At 53.3% G+C, this 18346-nt stretch carries 18 protein-coding genes; 3 read left to right on the top strand and 15 right to left on the bottom strand.

Annotated features, from left to right (window positions below; genetic code table 11):
• Positions 1 to 237 precede the first annotated feature (237 nt).
• Complete coding sequence (gene fhuE / locus JKP81_RS18520; RefSeq protein ID WP_200552865.1) at positions 238 to 2451, top strand: ferric-rhodotorulic acid/ferric-coprogen receptor FhuE; 2214 nt, start codon at positions 238 to 240, stop codon at positions 2449 to 2451.
• A gap of 525 nt (positions 2452 to 2976) precedes the next feature.
• Here the strand turns inward: fhuE and ptsG are convergent.
• From ptsG to yceD, 14 genes are all read right to left on the bottom strand, one after another.
• Positions 2977 to 4410: a PTS glucose transporter subunit IIBC gene (gene ptsG / locus JKP81_RS18515; protein WP_200552864.1), complete on the bottom strand. Its 1434-nt coding sequence runs from the start codon at positions 4408 to 4410 to the stop codon at positions 2977 to 2979.
• A gap of 299 nt (positions 4411 to 4709) precedes the next feature.
• The gene (locus JKP81_RS18510) at positions 4710 to 5504 is read right to left on the bottom strand and encodes a metal-dependent hydrolase (protein WP_200552863.1); all 795 of its coding nucleotides are present in this window, start codon (positions 5502 to 5504) and stop codon (positions 4710 to 4712) included.
• A gap of 9 nt (positions 5505 to 5513) precedes the next feature.
• Positions 5514 to 6518: a DNA polymerase III subunit delta' gene (holB, locus tag JKP81_RS18505; protein ID WP_200552862.1), complete on the bottom strand. Its 1005-nt coding sequence runs from the start codon at positions 6516 to 6518 to the stop codon at positions 5514 to 5516.
• The gene (gene tmk, locus JKP81_RS18500) at positions 6515 to 7156 is read right to left on the bottom strand and encodes a dTMP kinase (RefSeq protein WP_200552861.1); all 642 of its coding nucleotides are present in this window, start codon (positions 7154 to 7156) and stop codon (positions 6515 to 6517) included. The genes holB and tmk overlap by 4 nt, the downstream gene beginning before the upstream one ends.
• The gene (yceG, locus tag JKP81_RS18495) at positions 7146 to 8168 is read right to left on the bottom strand and encodes a cell division protein YceG (RefSeq protein ID WP_017456426.1); all 1023 of its coding nucleotides are present in this window, start codon (positions 8166 to 8168) and stop codon (positions 7146 to 7148) included. The genes tmk and yceG overlap by 11 nt, the downstream gene beginning before the upstream one ends.
• On the bottom strand, positions 8165 to 8980 hold the full coding sequence (gene pabC, locus JKP81_RS18490; RefSeq protein WP_200552860.1) for an aminodeoxychorismate lyase: 816 nt from the start codon (positions 8978 to 8980) through the stop codon (positions 8165 to 8167). Before pabC ends, yceG begins: the two co-directional genes overlap by 4 nt.
• A gap of 116 nt (positions 8981 to 9096) precedes the next feature.
• Positions 9097 to 10338, bottom strand: a complete 1242-nt coding sequence (fabF, locus tag JKP81_RS18485) for a beta-ketoacyl-ACP synthase II (protein WP_200552859.1) — start codon at positions 10336 to 10338, stop codon at positions 9097 to 9099.
• Positions 10339 to 10429: 91 nt separating this feature from the next.
• Positions 10430 to 10666: an acyl carrier protein gene (acpP, locus tag JKP81_RS18480; protein ID WP_000103754.1), complete on the bottom strand. Its 237-nt coding sequence runs from the start codon at positions 10664 to 10666 to the stop codon at positions 10430 to 10432.
• A 154-nt stretch (positions 10667 to 10820) separates the two neighbouring features.
• Positions 10821 to 11555, bottom strand: a complete 735-nt coding sequence (gene fabG, locus JKP81_RS18475; protein ID WP_017456423.1) for a 3-oxoacyl-ACP reductase FabG — start codon at positions 11553 to 11555, stop codon at positions 10821 to 10823.
• A gap of 12 nt (positions 11556 to 11567) precedes the next feature.
• Entirely contained in the window at positions 11568 to 12497 is a 930-nt protein-coding gene (gene fabD, locus JKP81_RS18470; protein WP_200552858.1) for an ACP S-malonyltransferase, read from the bottom strand.
• 16 nt (positions 12498 to 12513) lie between these two features.
• Positions 12514 to 13467, bottom strand: coding sequence for a beta-ketoacyl-ACP synthase III (locus JKP81_RS18465; RefSeq protein WP_200552857.1), 954 nt, complete (start codon positions 13465 to 13467; stop codon positions 12514 to 12516).
• 6 nt (positions 13468 to 13473) lie between these two features.
• Positions 13474 to 14562, bottom strand: a complete 1089-nt coding sequence (plsX, locus tag JKP81_RS18460; RefSeq protein ID WP_200552856.1) for a phosphate acyltransferase PlsX — start codon at positions 14560 to 14562, stop codon at positions 13474 to 13476.
• A 79-nt stretch (positions 14563 to 14641) separates the two neighbouring features.
• Positions 14642 to 14815 (bottom strand): 50S ribosomal protein L32, encoded by a 174-nt coding sequence (rpmF, locus tag JKP81_RS18455; RefSeq protein WP_007374494.1) that lies wholly within the window; start codon positions 14813 to 14815, stop codon positions 14642 to 14644.
• A 16-nt stretch (positions 14816 to 14831) separates the two neighbouring features.
• Entirely contained in the window at positions 14832 to 15353 is a 522-nt protein-coding gene (gene yceD / locus JKP81_RS18450) for a 23S rRNA accumulation protein YceD (RefSeq protein WP_065368743.1), read from the bottom strand.
• 141 nt (positions 15354 to 15494) lie between these two features.
• On the opposite strand from yceD, the gene JKP81_RS18445 reads away from it, so the two are divergent.
• Together JKP81_RS18445 and JKP81_RS18440 are read left to right on the top strand one after the other, a co-directional pair.
• The gene (locus tag JKP81_RS18445; RefSeq protein WP_200552855.1) at positions 15495 to 16079 is read left to right on the top strand and encodes a nucleoside triphosphate pyrophosphatase; all 585 of its coding nucleotides are present in this window, start codon (positions 15495 to 15497) and stop codon (positions 16077 to 16079) included.
• A gap of 85 nt (positions 16080 to 16164) precedes the next feature.
• Positions 16165 to 17316, top strand: a complete 1152-nt coding sequence (locus JKP81_RS18440; protein WP_200552854.1) for a dienelactone hydrolase family protein — start codon at positions 16165 to 16167, stop codon at positions 17314 to 17316.
• Between the two features lie 43 nt (positions 17317 to 17359).
• On the opposite strand, the gene rluC is transcribed toward JKP81_RS18440, so the two are convergent.
• Positions 17360 to 18313, bottom strand: a complete 954-nt coding sequence (rluC, locus tag JKP81_RS18435) for a 23S rRNA pseudouridine(955/2504/2580) synthase RluC (RefSeq protein ID WP_017456416.1) — start codon at positions 18311 to 18313, stop codon at positions 17360 to 17362.
• Positions 18314 to 18346 lie beyond the last annotated feature (33 nt).

Genomic DNA, 18346 nt, shown 5'->3' with positions numbered 1-18346 from the left:
TTTTCTTTCACCTTTCCGGCTTTGCTGGCGTGCAAATCGACTCTATTTAAGCGGCCTGGCGGTGAAATGGCATTTCGGTGGTGAATATTACATCTGTTTACATTCATGAAGTGAATGCGTATATTTCGCATTTGCATTTTCATGCGCAATTATTACCAGACGAATTACAAAACCCGCCTGACGCGACAACGTATCGCGGCAAGGCTTTCCCTCTAACGCACCATTAAGGGTTTATTCATGTCTTTCACTCATCATGCCAGGAACGAAGCGCGTTCGTTAGCCGCCACACCGTCTCTGCTTGCCGCCTGCATTGCAATGGCTTTAGTGCACTCTGCTGCGTTTGCGGCCGATACCGCTGCAACATCTGAAGATACGGTTGTGGTTGATGGCGCAGCGTTAAGCACCGCTGACAGCCAGGCACAAGACTACAGCGTGAAAACCACCACCACAGGCACCAAGCTGTTACTGGTTCCGCGTGACATCCCGCAATCAGTGAGTGTAGTCAGCCAGCAGCGTATGCAGGATCAGCAGTTAAATACCATCGAACAAGTGCTGGATAATACGATTGGCGTCAGCGCATCGCGCATTGATACCCACCGCACGAACTTCTTCGCGCGCGGCTTTTTCGTCAGTAACTTTGCTTATGAAGATATGCCGACATTCCTTGATAACCGCTGGAATTTTGGAGATACCGCAGGCGACACGGCAATTTATGACAAGATTGAAGTGGTGCGCGGCGCGGCCGGTTTGATGAGTGGAACAGGCAATCCCTCTGCTTATGTCAACATGGTGCGTAAACATGCCGACAGCAAAGAATTTAAAGGAACCGCAACCGCGACTTACGGTAGCTGGAACGATCAGCGCTATGTGCTGGATCTGCAAGCACCGCTGACCGAATCCGGCAACGTGCGCGGCCGGGTTATCACCGGTTACCAGGATAAAGATTCGTGGGTTGAACGTAACCACTACCGCAAAAAATTCGTCACCGGCGTAGTGGATGCGGATATCACCGACTCCACCACCCTTTCTCTTGGCTATGACTATCAGGAAAGTGAAGAAGACAGCCCGACCTGGGGCGGTTTCCCGTCGCTGTATAGCGACGGCAGCCGCACGCATTTCCGCCGCGGTTTCAACACGGCGGCTGACTGGGCTTACTCCAATGTCGACTCTTCAAAAATTTTCGCCAACCTGACCCAGCGTTTTGACAACGGCTGGGAGGTGAAAGTTAACGCCATGCATGCGGAAACCAACTTCGACAGCAAGTTGATGTATATCGACGGTTACCCGGATAAAACCATCGGTCTGTATGATGCCTCGCAGTGGCAGGGCGCATGGGGCGGCTGGAACCGTGGCGAGCGCAAACAGGACTCCATCGATGCGTTTGTGCGCGGTGGGTACGATTTGTTTGGTCGCCAGCACGAAGTGATGTTCGGCGGTAGCTACAGCCGCCAGCGCAATAATTATGACAACTCATACCCGGTTAATGACAATTCCGGCCTGATGGATGTCGGCAACATTCATAAATATAACGGTAACACGCTGGCCGACCCGAGTTGGTCTAACTGGGCGCTCTACCAGCGCGATGTGATCCGCCAGAAATCACTGTATGCGGCAACACGTATCTCTTTAGCCGATCCGCTGCACTTGATCCTCGGCGCGCGTTATACCGAATGGAGCGCAAAATATAATCTGGAACGCAAGCCGGATGAGATCCGTAACAGCAAATCCGATGACGTCACGCCCTACGCTGGTCTGATTTATGACATTGATGACACCTGGTCTGTTTACGGTAGCTACACCTCTATTTTCGAACCGTCCAGCCAGCGCGATATCAACAGCGAGTTCCTGGAACCTACAACCGGTAAAAGCTATGAAGCCGGGATCAAGGGTGACTGGTATAACACACGTCTGACGGCGACCCTGGCGGTATTCCGTACCGAGCAGGATCATGTCGCCGTATCGACAGGCGAGTACATTCCGAACTCCGGCGGCCAGACAGCGTATAAATCCGTCAACGGCACGGTAAGCAAAGGCGTCGAATTTGAGCTCAATGGTGCTCTCACCGACAACTTACAGCTCACCTTTGGTGCCAGCCGTTTTATGGCTGAAGATGGTGACGGTGTAGCCGTTAACCCGGAGCAGGCACGCACTACCATGAAATTGTTCACGCGTTACCAGTTGCCGATGCTGCCGGAACTTTCCGTTGGCGGCGGCGCGCGCTGGCAGAATAAAACCTGGCAGGATATCAAAGGCCCGAGCGGCGATATGCGCATCACCCAGAGCGGTTATACGGTGGTGGATCTCTTCACTCGCTACCAGGCAACCAAAAACTTTGCGGTTCAAGCCAATCTGAACAACGTGTTCGATAAAGAGTATTACGATTATCTGGGCACTTATGGTGTGTACGGTGCGCCGCGTAACTTCTCCGTAAGCGCCAGTTACAGCTTCTGATAATCACAGCAGTGCACTCGCTAAGCCCGCCGTACGACACGCGGGCTTTTTTTATGCTCTACAGATTGTGTTTTCCAAAAACCGCGTGGCTCCCGCCAAAACCGCCATCACCGGTAACGGCCCTGCTTCCACCCAGCCAGCATCAACGGGCCGTTTATGACAGATCTTTTACCTCTGTACGTTGAGCGCTAAACCTGACGTGAGTTTGTGGGCGCATTTGTGAGCCACATTCGGTGGCAATCGCAGCGAGTGTGTGGGCGCGGAGGCGATTAACAGCACACGGCCTGTTGACGGCGACTGACTTTTCCTTCTGCTTTTTCAGAACCGTGAAAATTTGCCGTTATAAAAAACACATTGATTGCGCCAAGAAAGGCATACCGGCGGACTGAAAAGGAAACCGTTGTCTGCTCCGTGACATGTAAATCCGCAACCAAAACCTGCTACTGACCACATCCATGAACGTGGTTTTCAGTGGGCAATAAAAAAGGGAGCCATCAGGCTCCCTCAGTCTCCCCAGACTATGGCTTAGTTGTTACGGATGTACTCATCCATTTCGGTTTTCAGGTTATCGGATTTAGTACCGAAAATTGCCTGCACACCGGAACCAGCAACAACCACACCCGCAGCACCCAGTTTCTTCAGGCCAGCCTGATCCACTTTCGCTACGTCAGCCACGCTGACACGCAGACGCGTGATGCACGCATCCAGGTTGGTGATGTTCTCTTTACCGCCGAACGCCGTAACCAGAGCCGGAGCCATTTCGCTGGTAACACCAGTTTTGCTCTCTTCAGTGGTGTCTTCACGACCCGGGGTTTTCAGATCCAGCGCTTTGATCAGCACGCGGAAAATGGTGTAGTAAACCACCGCGTAGCACGCACCGATAACCGGGAACAGCCACAGTTTGCTGCTGTTACCGCTCAGCACGATGAAGTCAATCAGACCGTGAGAGAACGATGTACCGTCACGCATACCCAGCAGGATACAGATCGGGAATGCCAGACCAGCCAGAATCGCGTGGATAACGTACAGGATCGGCGCAACGAACATGAAGGAGAACTCGATCGGCTCGGTGATACCGGTCAGGAACGAGGTCAGCGCTGCGGAGATCATGATACCGCCCACTTTCGCGCGGTTTTCCGGTTTTGCAGAGTGCCAGATAGCGATAGCAGCAGCCGGCAGACCGTACATTTTGAACAGGAAGCCGCCAGACAGTTTGCCCGCAGTCGGGTCACCCGCCATATAACGCGGGATATCGCCGTGGAACACCTGACCTGCCGCGTTGGTGAATTCACCAATCTGCATCTGGAAAGGTACGTTCCAGATATGGTGCAGACCAAACGGCACCAGGCAACGCTCAATGAAACCGTAGATACCGAACGCCACAACCGGGTTCTGATAAGCGGCCCACTGGGAGAAGGTTTGAATCGCAGTACCGATCGGCGGCCAAATGAAGGAGAGGATCACGCCAGTGAAAATCGCTGCCAGACCGGAGATGATCGGCACGAAACGTTTACCAGCGAAGAAGCCCAGGTACTCAGGCAGCTTGATGCGATAGAAGCGGTTAAACATATACGCGGCAATCGCGCCGGAGATAATACCGCCGAGCACACCGGTATCAGCCAGGTGTTTTGCGGCAATTTCTTCAGCAGGTAAATGCAGAACCAGCGGCGCAACCACTGCCATGGTTTTCACCATGATGCCATAGGCAACAACGGAGGCCAGAGCCGAAACGCCGTCGTTATTGGTGAAGCCAAGCGCAACACCGATAGCGAAAATCAACGGCATGTTAGCAAAAACGGAACCGCCCGCTTCGGCCATAACGTGGGAAACCACTTCTGGCAGCCAGCTGAAGTTTGCAGAACCGACGCCCAGCAGGATACCTGCGATAGGCAGTACGGATACTGGCAGCATCAGCGATTTACCGACCTTCTGCAGGTTAGCAAATGCATTCTTAAACATAATTGAGAGTGCTCCTGAGTATTAGTGCTTTTTTCTACGCTTTCACGCATTGGCGAGGGGGGAGAACCGCGCCGTGGGAAGGGCATCTAAGCGCCCTTTATTTATTACACAGAGTAAAATAAATCAGTAAAAGTTTGTTTGACGGCTATCACGTTTCAGCTAGCGCCCATCGCGAAACTCACATTGATTTACAAAAGGTGTCAGCTTCCGTATGAAAAACGACCGCCACCGCCTTTTTTATGGTGGTGAACTTTACTCCGATCGTTTATTAATTACGAGTACTAAAATAAGCTGACAGATCAGGCAGATTGCAGGCGGGAGAGGTCAATATGGAACAAATGGGCAAAGTTCTGTGTCGTTTGTTGCGCAAGTTCTTCGACAGAAACGCCTTTCAGCACCGCCATATATTCCGCCACATCGCGCGTCATCGCTGGCTGATTCTCTTTACCGCGATGCGGCACCGGGGCGAGATAAGGCGAATCGGTTTCGACCAGTAAGCGATCGAGCGGGATGTAACGTGCCGCATCACGCAACTGCTCTGCGTTGCGGAAGGTGACGATACCCGAAAATGAGATGTAAAAGCCCATATCTAGCAGCTTACCCGCCGTTTCGCGATCTTCGGTAAAACAGTGCAACACGCCGCCACAATCCGTCACGCGCTCTTCCTGCAAAATCGCAAGCGTATCTTCTCGCGCATCGCGCGTATGGACGATCACCGGCTTGTTCAGTTCGCGACCAATACGGATATGGTTACGGAAGGATTCCTGCTGGCGCGGCTTCGTTTCAGGCGTATAAAAATAGTCCAGCCCGGTTTCTCCCATCGCTACGACGCCCTCTTCCGCCGCCAGTTGGCGCAGCGTTTCAATGTCGTACTCTTCATCCTGATTCAGCGGATGCACACCGCAGGAAAAGACCACGTTCGGGCGCTCACCCACCAGCTCACGCATTGCGCGGTAACCCGGTAATGTCGTGGCAACCGCCAGACAAAACTTCACATCGCGCGCGGCGGCTTTTGCCAGCACATCATCAACGTCTTTGTGCAAAGAGTGGTAATCCAGGCCATCGAGGTGGCAGTGCGAATCAACTAAAAACATAATCTTCTCTTACAGATGGGATACAGGAAGCGTTACGCCTGTTTGTTGGTAACGTTCCAGCGTTAACAATAGATCGGTCAGCAGCAACTCGCGGTTAACCCCAACCACACTAAGCAACTGTTCACGACAGGTAAAAATAGCATGCAGTAGCGCGTGCAGCGTTGACGCTTGCACCTGGCGCGCCAGCTTCTCTACCAGCGCTAAGGCATCAACATTGCTGAGCAACGTCGCGCCTTGCTGCATTTTTAATGCATCAAGCAGCAACGCAGAGAGCCACTGTAAACGCTCAGCCACTTTATCGTGGTTCAGTGTCGGGAGCATCGCCAGCCAGTCACCGTTATTCAGCGCTGCCTCTGTCGCCTGGCAAAGCGTTTGCCGTTGCGCCCAAACATCGTCCTGAAGCAGCGCTTCTGCCGCACCAGGCGAACCGGCGCACAAACGTAATGCGGTCAGAATTGTCTCTTGCGAGGTGGTAACTTCCCGTGCAAGCCAGCTACAGGCGTAGTTTTCTGCAGGAGGCGCAAGGTGGTGCAAGCGGCAGCGGCTGCGCAAGGTCGCTAATAATCTCGCCGGTTCGCGGCAGCCGAGGAAGAACCAGGTGCGCGCGGGCGGCTCTTCCAGCGTCTTCAGCAAGGCGTTGGCGGCAGCGTCGGTCAATAACGCGGCATCCTGGATCCACACCACTTTCGCACCGCCCAGCCGCGCATGTTCGTAAAGCTTTTCACTCACTTCACGCACCGCATCAATGCCCAGCGCGGATTTTCCTTTTTCCGGTGCCAATGCATAGTAATCAGGGTGCGTTCCAGCCTGCATAAGCTGACAGCCGCGGCAGTGACCGCAGCTTTTATGGCCTTCAGGTGTCTGGCATAACAGGAAACGGCTGATGGCGTAAATCAACGCATCTTCGCCCATCCCCGGCAGGGCATGGATCAGCAACGCGTGGTGCCCACGACCGCTCTGATAACTGGCAACCAGTTGCTCAAAATCGGGACGCAGCCACGGATACCATTTCATGCGCCCTGCTCCTGCACCCAGGCTGTTACCGTCTGGCGGATGTCGGCAATCACTTTATCCAGCGGTTGAGTAGCATCAACGGTGCGAATGCGCTCATCTTGCGCAGCCAGTTCAAGGTAGCGCGCGCGGGTACGATTAAAGAAATCCAGCGACTCTTGTTCAATGCGATCCAACTCGCCACGGGCACGCGCACGCTTCAGGCCGACTTCCGGCGTGACATCCAGATAGAGCGTCAAATCCGGGCGAAAATCTCCCAGTACGGCATCGCGCAGCGTGGCCAGCATGGTCTGATCAATGCCTCGTCCGCCGCCCTGGTACGCCTGCGTTGAGAGATCATGGCGATCGCCGATCACCCAGCAACCACGTGCCAGTGCGGGTTTAATGACGGTTTCTACCAGTTGAACCCGGGCGGCGTAAAACATCAGAACTTCGGCTTTATCGGTAATGACTTCATCACCAACGGAACGGATATCCAGCACCAGGCTACGCAATTTTTCTGCCAGCAGCGTACCGCCCGGTTCACGCGTAAACACCATTTCACCGACGCCAAGCTCTTTCAGCGTCTCAACGATGACATCGCGCGCCGTGGTTTTCCCTGCGCCTTCAAGCCCTTCGATAACGATGTATTTACTGCCCATTTTTTTCCTTAAGTACTTTCAGGTAGTCCTGCACTGCCCGGTTATGGCTGGCGAGATTGGTATTAAACGTATGTCCGCCTTTACCATCCGCGACAAAATAGAGATACGGCGTCTTCGCCGGATGCGCCGCCGCTTTCAGCGAAGCCTCACCAGGTGTTGCAATGGGGCCAGGCGGCAAACCGCTAATCACATAGGTGTTATAGTCGGTCGGCGTTTCCAGATCGGCGCGCGACAGCTTACCATTATAACGCGCGCCCATCCCGTAGATAACCGTCGGATCGGTCTGCAGCCGCATCCCAATGCGCAAGCGGTTGATAAAGACGGATGCCACCTGATCGCGTTCGCTGGCGACAGCCGTCTCTTTTTCGACAATCGACGCCATCGTTACCAACTGATTCTGATCTTTATACGGTAGCCCTTCCATGCGCCCTTCCCAGGCTTGCTCCACCGCACGCGACATTTTCTGATGCGCGCGCTTGAGCAACGCAATGTCGGTCGTATTAGCGGTGTACATCCAGGTATCGGGCCAGAACCAGCCTTCAACCCATTGCGGGTGTTCCAGTTTCAGCGCCTCGGCTACCGTGGCGTAATCATCATCTTTCAGTGTGTGCTTAATATACGGTGCGTCGCGCAGTTGCTTGAGGTAATCACTCAGGCGCATGCCTTCGACCAGACGCAGCGGAAACTGCGCTTCTTTACCGCTCTCCAGTAACTGCAGCATCTCGCGCACGGTCATCTTGGGTGTAAAACGGTAGGTGCCAGCTTTGAAATGTGAAAGATCTGGTTCCAGCCGCAACAGCCACTGAAACACGCGCGGGCGATTAATTACTTTTTCGCGATACAGCAATTCACCCAACGCCACACGACCGGTTCCGGCGGGCAGCGTGAAAATGGTTTCATCTTTAATCAGGATCTGGCTGTCCGCTAGCTGGCGAACCTTCCAGACGCCGGCTCCCGCTGCGATAACCAGCAAAGCCAACAGGAGGAGAACTACACGTAACATTTTCTTCATGACGGATTTATGTGCTCACACAAGGGGGCTAAAAAATGGTACAAATCGCGCGCTGACCAGTGCTTTTCCGCCCATTGGCGGACGGGGACAACCGGCATCAACGCGTTACAAATAATGACTTCGTCGGCCAGCATCAACACATCGTGCCGCGCATTGACTTCGACAACCTCAAAAGAGGAAGTTTTCAACTGGCGCAAACAATATTGACGCATGATGCCATCAACACCGGCCTGATCAACGCGCGGCGTGAAGACCTTCCTACCCTGCCGCCAGAAGATATTGGCGGCACAACATTCAACCAGCCAGCCTTCGCTATCCAGCACCAGTGCTTCATCAGCAGAGGTCTGCTCAAGCCCGGTACGAATCAAAACCTGCTCCAGGCGGTTAAGGTGTTTGATCCCGGCGAGCATCGGATTGCGTCCGAGGCAAATATCACTCAGCGCCAGTGTTACTCCGTCCCGCCGCCAGCGAGCATAATGCGCAGGGCTTGCTGATACCGACACTATTCGCGTCGGCGTTTCACAACCCGCTGCGCTATAGCCTCTTCCGCCAGTGCCGCGGCTGAGAATAACTTTCACCACACCCTCTTCTTTCTCTTTCGCGAGGTGCGCCATTTCCTGTGCCAGTATGTCCCAGTCGAGATAAGGGATCTGGAGCCGTTTACAGGCAAGACGCAGGCGCTGGAGATGCGCGTCAAAAAACTGAATTTGCCCGTCAAGGACACGCGCGGTAGTAAAACAGCCATCGCCAAATTGCGTCGCCCGATCATTCGCGGCAAGCCATTGCTGCTCTTTACCATTAATCAAGAACATAGAGGGCTCCTTATGCATCTGACCGGACAGTTTGGCAGGATGAAAAGCGCAGGACAAGGGGATAAACCCGAATAGAAAAGGCCCGACAAGCGGGCCTTCATTACACAGCTAAATGATCAAACTTTCTTGAAGATCAACGAGCCGTTGGTGCCTCCGAAACCGAAGGAGTTACACAGGGTGTACTCCATGCCGCTCACCTGGCGTGCAACATGCGGCACAAAATCCAGATCGCAACCTTCGTCCGGGTTATCCAGGTTGATGGTCGGCGGAACAGCCTGATCGCGCAGAGCGAGGATCGAGTAGATAGATTCTACTGCGCCAGCCGCACCCAACAGATGGCCGGTCATCGATTTGGTCGAGCTAACCATTACTGTGCGAGCCGCATCACCAAATACGGATTTCACGGCCTGTGCTTCAGCCATATCGCCCGCTGGCGTAGACGTACCGTGCGCATTAACATAGCCAATCTGGCCTGGGGTGATACCGGCATCACGCAGTGCATTAACCATCGCCTTCGCGGCGCCCGCACCATTTTCCGGCGGAGACGTCATGTGGTAAGCATCGCTGCTCATACCAAAGCCGACGATTTCAGCATAAATTTTCGCGCCGCGCTTTTTCGCATGCTCATACTCTTCCAGCATGATGATGCCAGCGCCATCGCCGAGAACAAAGCCGTCACGCTCTTTGTCCCACGGACGGCTTGCCGCCTGCGGGTTATCGTTGCGGGTAGACAGCGCGCGCGCTGCGCCAAAGCCACCGACGCCTAACGGCGTACTGGCTTTTTCCGCGCCGCCTGCCAGCATTGCGTCAGCATCGCCATAAGCAATGATACGCGCTGCATGACCGATGTTATGCACACCAGAGGTACATGCAGTCGCGATAGAAATACTCGGACCTTGCAGACCGAACATGATAGTCAGATGACCCGCCACCATGTTGACAATCGTTGAAGGTACAAAGAACGGACTGATTTTACGCGGCCCACCCTTGGCGAGGGAACTGTGGTTTTCTTCGATCAGGCCGAGGCCGCCGATACCAGAACCAATCGCTGCGCCAATACGGGATGCGTTCTCTTCTGTGACTTCAAGGCCGGAATCCTGCATGGCCTGGACGCCAGCCACAATTCCATATTGAATGAAGTCATCCATCTTGCGCTGTTCTTTGCGCGAGATGATTTCTTCACAGTTAAAATCCTTTACTAAGCCAGCAAATTTGGTTGCATAGGCGCTAGTATCGAAATGGTCGATCAGGCTGATGCCACTCTGACCGGCAAGGAGAGCTTTCCAGGTAGACTCTACGGTATTGCCGACAGGAGACAACATGCCAAGTCCGGTCACAACTACACGACGCTTAGACACGTTTGTCCTCCAGGGAGGGATAAAAAAAGAGATTCGTGGGATAACTACAGATAAAACTCAGGCGGTCGAGTGACCGCCTGGAGATGTTCACTTACGCCTGGTGGCCGTTGATGTAATCAATGGCAGCCTGAACGGTGGTGATCTTCTCAGCTTCTTCGTCCGGAATCTCAGTATCAAACTCTTCTTCCAGAGCCATTACCAGCTCAACGGTGTCAAGAGAATCAGCGCCCAGGTCTTCAACGAAGGAAGCATTGTTGGTAACTTCTTCCTGCTTAACGCCCAGCTGTTCGCCGATAATTTTCTTAACGCGTTCTTCGATAGTGCTCATACTCTTAAATTTCCTATCAAAACTCGCTTTCGCGATGGTTTTCGTAGTGTATAAAATGTTGAAAAATTTGCAACTAAATCCCGGCAGTTCTTACCACGATTTTACGCTATTTTGAGGCCTTTCGCCCTAATAACGCAAATAATTTTCATCGTGGTTAAACCATATACATTCCGCCATTGACGTGCAGGGTTTCACCAGTGATGTAACCTGCCTCGTCAGAGGCTAAAAATGCAACCGCACTGGCGATTTCCTGAGCACCGCCAAGGCGACCCGCAGGAACCTGCGCCAGAATACCCGCACGCTGATCATCAGACAGCGCACGCGTCATGTCCGTTTCAATAAAACCCGGAGCAACAACGTTTACAGTAATACCGCGGGACGCAACTTCACGCGCCAGCGATTTACTGAAACCGATAAGACCCGCTTTCGCCGCAGCGTAGTTGGCCTGACCAGCATTTCCCATGGTACCAACCACAGAACCGATAGTGATAATACGCCCATGACGCTTTTTCATCATAGCGCGCATTACCGCTTTTGACAGACGGAAAACAGATGAAAGATTGGTGTCGAGAATGTCGTTCCACTCATCCTCTTTCATGCGCATCAGCAGATTGTCACGGGTGATCCCGGCATTATTTACCAGAATATCAACCTCGCCAAATTCTGCGCGAATGTTTTCCAGAACAGATTCGATTGACGCAGCATCGGTCACATTCAGCAGCAGACCTTTGCCGTTCGCACCTAAATAGTCGCTGATCGCCTGCGCGCCGCTCTCGCTGGTCGCCGTACCGATTACCTTCGCGCCACGGGCAACGAGGGTTTCAGCAATAGCGCGACCAATACCGCGGCTTGCACCGGTTACCAGTGCGATTTTTCCTTCAAAACTCATGGTCTTCCTCTTTTATTGCGCAAGTGCCTCTGACACGGCAGCCGGCTCGTTGAGCGCAGATGCAGTCAGGGTGTCAACAATACGTTTAGTCAGGCCGGTGAGGACCTTACCCGGGCCAACTTCATACAGATGTTCAATACCCTGCGATGCCATAAATTCAACGCTCTTCGTCCATTGCACGGGGCTGTACAGCTGGCGAACCAGCGCATCGCGAATCGCTTCTGGCGTCGTTTCGCACTTCACATCCACGTTATTTACAACCGGGATCTGCGGCGCGTTAAAAGTGATGTTATTTAATTCAGCGGCCAGTTTTTCTGCGGCAGGCTTCATCAGCGCGCAGTGCGACGGTACGCTCACCGGCAGCGGCAGAGCACGTTTGGCACCTGCGGCTTTGCAAGCAGCACCTGCGCGCTCAACGGCTTCTTTATGACCGGCGATAACCACCTGGCCTGGCGAATTATAGTTCACCGGAGAGACAACTTGACCTTGTGCAGATTCTTCACATGCTTTGGCAATAGAAGCATCATCCAGGCCGATAATAGCAGACATCGCGCCAGTGCCCGCCGGCACGGCTTCCTGCATGAATTTACCACGCAGTTCAACCAAACGAATCGCATCAGCAAACGCGATAACACCCGCACACACTAATGCGGAGTATTCGCCCAGGCTATGCCCCGCCATCAGCGCAGGCGTCTTACCGCCCTGCTGCTGCCATACGCGCCAAAGCGCGACAGAAGCGGCCAGCAGCGCCGGTTGTGTCTGCCAGGTTTTGTTCAGTTCTTCCGCCGGGCCTTGTTGCACCAGAGACCAGAGATCATAACCCAGAACAGCAGATGCCTCTGCGAATGTCTCTTCAATCACCGGATAAGCCGCAGCCATATCAGCTAACATACCGACGGTTTGGGAGCCTTGTCCCGGGAACACAAAAGCAAATTGCGTCATTTTTTTATCCTTATACTCAGAAACGAACCAGCGCCGAGCCCCAGGTGAACCCGCCACCAAACGCTTCCAGCAGGACAAGTTGTCCTGGTTTAATGCGTCCGTCGCGTACCGCTTCATCAAGCGCGCTGGGAACGGAAGCTGCTGAGGTGTTGCCATGGCGATCCAGCGTAACAACGACGCTATCCATCGACATGCCGAGCTTCTTCGCTGTCGCGCTGATAATGCGCAAGTTAGCCTGATGCGGCACCAGCCAGTCCAGCTCGCTGCGCTCAAGATTATTGGCTGCCAATGTTTCATCAACAATACGCGCCAGCTCAGTCACCGCAACTTTGAATACTTCGTTACCCGCCATCGTCAGATAGGTCGGGTTTTCCGGGTGTACGCGATCAAGATTAGGCAGCGTCAGCAACTCGCCGTAACTCCCGTCTGCGTGCATATGTGTGGAGATGATGCCTGGTTCTTCGGAAGTGCCCAGCACAACAGCGCCTGCACCATCACCAAACAGAATAATCGTACCGCGGTCGTCTGGATCTAATGTGCGTGCGAGCGCATCAGAACCAATAACCAATGCATGTTTCACCGCACCGGATTTAACATACTGATCGGCGATGCTCAGCGCATAGGTGAAGCCCGCACAGGCAGCAGCAACGTCAAACGCCGGGCAGCCTTTGATTTCCAGCATGTTCTGGATTTGGCAAGCGGCACTCGGGAAAGCATGCGTTGCAGAAGTGGTAGCAACAATGATCAAGCCAATCTGATCGTTATCGATGCCCGCCATCTCAAGCGCACGCTTAGCGGCTTCATAGCCCATGGTCGAAACTGTTTCGTTTGCAGCGGCAATGCGGCGCTCACGGATCCCTGTACGGCTGACAATCCACTCGTCAGAGGTTTCCACCATTTTTTCTAAATCGGCGTTTGTCCGAACCTGCTCAGGCAGATAACTGCCGGTACCAATAATCTTCGTATACATGTACGCTCAGTCACTCTTGGGTAATATACACACGCTCTGATTTTCGCTATCCGTTGCAGACGAAGACGAGTGTGCATACACAGATTCCAGGCGAGCGGCGATCCGTTGTGGAACCTGCCGCTGCACCGCCTGCACTGCCTGCTCAATTGCTACGCAAAATGCGCGCTGATTCGCCGCACCATGACTCTTAATCACGGTGCCGCGCAATCCTAACAGACAGGCGCCATTATACTGGTCGGGGTTGAGGTGACTGAATCGCCTTGTCAGGCTTTTTTGTAACCAACGCTTTAATAAAATCAGCCACCACGACCTTTTTTTTCCTTCACCCTGCGATTTCAGCAGCGAAAGAAACATTCTGACAACACCTTCCATGGTTTTTAATGTGACGTTTCCGGTAAAACCGTCGCACACCAGCACATCCGTTTTGCCGGTCAATAATTCGTTCGCTTCAAGATAACCAATGTAGTTCATTGAGGGCATGGAGCGTAATAATGCCGCAGCATCACGAATGCTATCGTGCCCTTTGGTCTCTTCTTCACCAATATTCAGTAGCGCCACTCTTGGGTTGGCAATACCGAGGATCTCTTCGGCCATCACCGCGCCCATCACGGCAAATTGCGCCAGCATCGTGCTGTCACAATCGACGTTTGCCCCGAGATCCAGCACAACGGTCTTGCCTTTCTGTTGATGAGGCAACACGGTCACCAGCGCCGGGCGCTCAATCCCGTCAATCGGTTTGAGCAGCATTTTCGCTAAGCCCATCAGCGCACCGGTGTTTCCCGCACTCACGCAGGCCTGAGCGCGACCTTCTTTGACCAACTCCAGCGCCATACGCATAGAGGTACCGCGACTGTTACGAATAGCCTGCGCGGCGCGCGCATCACTGGCAATAACTGACTGGGCAGGAACAATAAGCAAGCGCGAGCGTTGCTCGAAATCAGCTTTGGCAAGTAATGGCGTGATAGCGTCGGGATCGCCGACTAAAAGAAGGTTGAGTTGAGAATTAGAGTTCAGTGCCTGCAAAGCTGCAGGCACTGTCACGGATGGGCCAAAATCTCCCCCCATGACATCTAACGCCAGGGTTAGACGTGTCAAGGTATCGTCGCAGCCTGGTTCGGTCTATCCCCGCTTACGCGGGGAAATCCTCACTAAGCTTCATCACGCTTGCGCGTGATTACTTAGTGATAACCTTGCGACCGCGGTAGAAACCGTCGGCGGTAATGTGGTGACGCAGGTGGGTTTCACCAGAAGTTTTGTCTACAGACAGGCTGGTGACTGCGGTCAGCGCGTCATGGGAACGACGCATGCCACGTTTGGAACGGGTTGGTTTATTCTGTTGTACGGCCATGGACCTTACTCCTTAATTACTTACGCTTTAAGCTGGCTAATACGGCAAATGGATTTGGTTTCTGCGCTTCATCAGGCAGTTCCCCAAAGACCATGTCCGCCTCGGACACTTCACAGTGTTCAGAATCATGCACCGGAACTACCGGCAGGGAGAGAATGATTTCATCCTCGACCAGCGCCAGCAGATCGATTTCACCGAATTCGTTAACCTCAATCGGCTCATACGCTTCCGGCAGTGCTTCAGCCTGTTCGTCTGAACGCACAGGACTAAAACAATACGTGGTGTAGACCTGATGAGTGAACGGTTTCCCGCAACGCTGGCATTCGAGCGATACCGTTACCTTTGCATCGCCGGTTAAAACGGCAAGGCGCTGGTTGTCGATAACGAACGACATGGAGCATTCCACATCACTGTCTACGCTGACTACAGATTCAGCGACGCGCTCCGCCTGGTCGGGAGTATAGATACCCTCGTAATCAAGGCGTTTTTGAGCCGTGCGAACCGGATCAAGAGTCAGGGGTAATTTTACCTTTTGCATAGGGCGCGCATATTAACTTTGTAACGTCATATAGTCAAAGAAAAAGGCAGCCTGCGGTTGCCTTTTGCCAATAATTCGCACACATTGCGGCCTACAGTTTAAAATGCCTGTCATTGTTAAGCCATATTTGGTGAAAAAAATATGTCGCAAATTATTCTCGCTTCTACTTCTCCCTACCGTCGCGCCCTACTCGACAAGCTCGGTTTACCCTTCGAATGCGCCGCGCCGCAGACAGACGAAACACCGCATGCAGGCGAAGCACCTCGCCATTTAGTGCTCAGACTGGCGCAGGAAAAGGCGCAATCACTGTCGCAAAAATACCCTCAACATTTGATTATTGGTTCCGATCAAGTGTGCGTGCTTGACGGCGAAATTACCGGGAAACCGCATACGGAAGAGAACGCCCGCCAGCAATTAATGAAGGCCAGTGGCAATATTGTGACTTTTTATACTGGCCTGGCGCTGTTTAATTCCGCAACCGGTCATTTGCAAACGGAATGTGAGCCTTTCGACGTCCATTTTCGCCGCTTAAGTGAACAGGAAATCGACGACTATGTTCGCAAAGAGCGCCCGCTGAACTGTGCCGGTAGTTTCAAAAGCGAAGGGCTGGGTATTGCGTTGTTTGAACGACTTGAAGGGCGCGACCCAAATACATTGGTAGGTCTGCCGCTGATCGCGCTGTGCCAGATGCTGCGGCGTGAACATTGTAACCCGTTGTTAAGCTAATGCTTTCGCGATCACAGTTTCTTTTTTAGTCAGACGTTACATTCATCACCAATATTAAAACGCCGTTTTAATTCAAGGAGAGGTGATGAAGATTTTACGTACGTTGCCGCTGATGTTTGCACTGCTGACGTCCGGCAATGTGTATGCGCAAGATGAGTGGCAAACAGAGGGCGTTGTTGAAGGCAATCTTCCGGCAAGCTGGCAAATACTGAAAGCGCAGATGCGCTATCCCGATTCGTGGTTATCCGGTAACTTCAAAGATTTCCACCAATGGCAAGCACACAGCCGCCAGCTATTTCGCAGCGCCCTGCTCACCCCGGATGCCACTAAACCCTTTTCCCCTCACTCGATAGCCAAAGACGATCGCGGCAGCTATACCGCTGAAAAATTATCGCTGAACATTACGGATGATAACCGCATTTCCGCCCTGTTATTGATGCCGAAAACACCCGGCCCGCATCCTGCTATCGTTCTGTTGCACGATCATGGTTCGAAATTTGATATCGGCAAAGAGAAGCTGATCCGCCCGTGGGGTAACGCGGAACAACTCGCCAGTGCGCAAGCATGGGCTGACAAATTCTTCAGCGGAAAATTCATTGGCGATGAACTGGCGAGCCGGGGTTATGCGGTTATCGCGATCGACGGCCCCGGATGGGGCGATCGCGGCCCGATGGTTTATGAGCAGCAACAAGCACTGGCCAGCAACTATTTTAATCTGGGGCGTTCGCTGGCGGGCGAAGTAGCCTATGAGGATATGCGCACGGTCGATTTTATCGCCGCGCACGCCGGAGTAGACAGTAAACGCGTTGGCGTGCTGGGTTTCTCAATGGGTGGTTTTCGCGCCTGGCAACTGGCAGCGTTGAGCGAAAAAGTCGCGGCTACAGCAGTTATTTCGTGGTTTGGAACCTATAACGGTTTGATGCAACCCGGCAATAACGTGCTCCGCGGTCAATCCGCGTTCTACATGTTACATCCGGGGATGCCCGCCCACCTGGATATTCCTGATATCGCCAGTATCGCCGCGCCGAAGCCGATGCTGATATTCAGCGGCGGCAAAGACAAACTCTTCCCGGCAGAGGCGGTAAAAGACGCTTTCGACAAAGTGCATCGGGTTTGGTCTTCGCAGCAGGCAGACGACAAACTGGTGACGAAAAGCTGGCCTGAGCTGGGACACGTCTTTTATCAGGAGCAGCAAAACGAAGTGTTTCCGTGGCTGGACAGGTGGCTGAAGCCGTAAGCCAACACCGTTTTCCCCCTCGCAGACGCGAGGGGGAAAGAGATTACTTCGCGTTGCGTAATACTTGCAGACAACGTTTGAGTGCCTCATCAAGCGGCGCTTCTATCCGTAAAGTCTCGCCCGTATGTGGATGCGTGAACTTGAGCGCCGCTGCATGTAGGAACAGTCGTGACAGCCCGGTCGACGCCAGCTGCTTATCAAATTCGCGATCGCCATAGCGATCATCAAAAGCAATCGGGTGGCCGGCATGCTGAGTATGTACGCGGATCTGATGCGTACGTCCGGTCACCGGGCTACACCGCACCAGGGTCGCGAATTCATAGCGCTCTTCAACTTTAAAACGCGTTTCTGAAGGCTTGCCTTCGCTGTTCACCCGTACGATCCGCTCGCCGCTTTGCAGAATATTTTTTAGCAAGGGTGCCTGCACCACTTTGACATGCGACTGCCACTGGCCGCGAACCAGCGCCAGATAATCCTTCTGCATATCTTTACCGCGCAACTGCTCATGCAGCGAACGCAGCGCGGAACGCTTTTTTGCCACCAGTAAAACGCCGGAGGTGTCACGATCTAAACGGTGAACCAGCTCAAGGAAACGGGCTTCCGGGCGCAACGCGCGCAGGCCTTCAATCACGCCAAAGCTCAGCCCGCTACCGCCATGAACCGCCGTGCCCGACGGCTTATTCAGCACCAGGATATGATCATCTTCATAGAGAATCACGTCGGTTAGCTGGGCAACTTTTTGCAAATGCGGAGAAACCGCCTCTTCTTCTTTTTCAGCCACGCGTACCGGCGGAATACGGATTTCATCCCCCGCTTCCAGTTTATATTCCGGTTTTACGCGTTTTTTATTCACCCGCACTTCACCCTTGCGCAGGATGCGGTAAATCATGCTTTTAGGTACCCCTTTGAGCTGGGTACGCAAAAAATTATCGATACGTTGCCCCGCTTCATCGGCGGTAATAGCAACAAATTTTACGGATGGTGTCTCAGTTTTCATGGGAGGCGATTCTAAATAGCCACGCTGAATAGC

The organism is Kosakonia sp. LAM2021, from assembly GCF_016620385.1.
Lineage (GTDB): Bacteria > Pseudomonadota > Gammaproteobacteria > Enterobacterales > Enterobacteriaceae > Kosakonia > Kosakonia sacchari.
The sequence above is the reverse complement of the archived record's forward strand: the minus strand, read 5'-3'. Positions and strand labels throughout refer to the sequence as shown.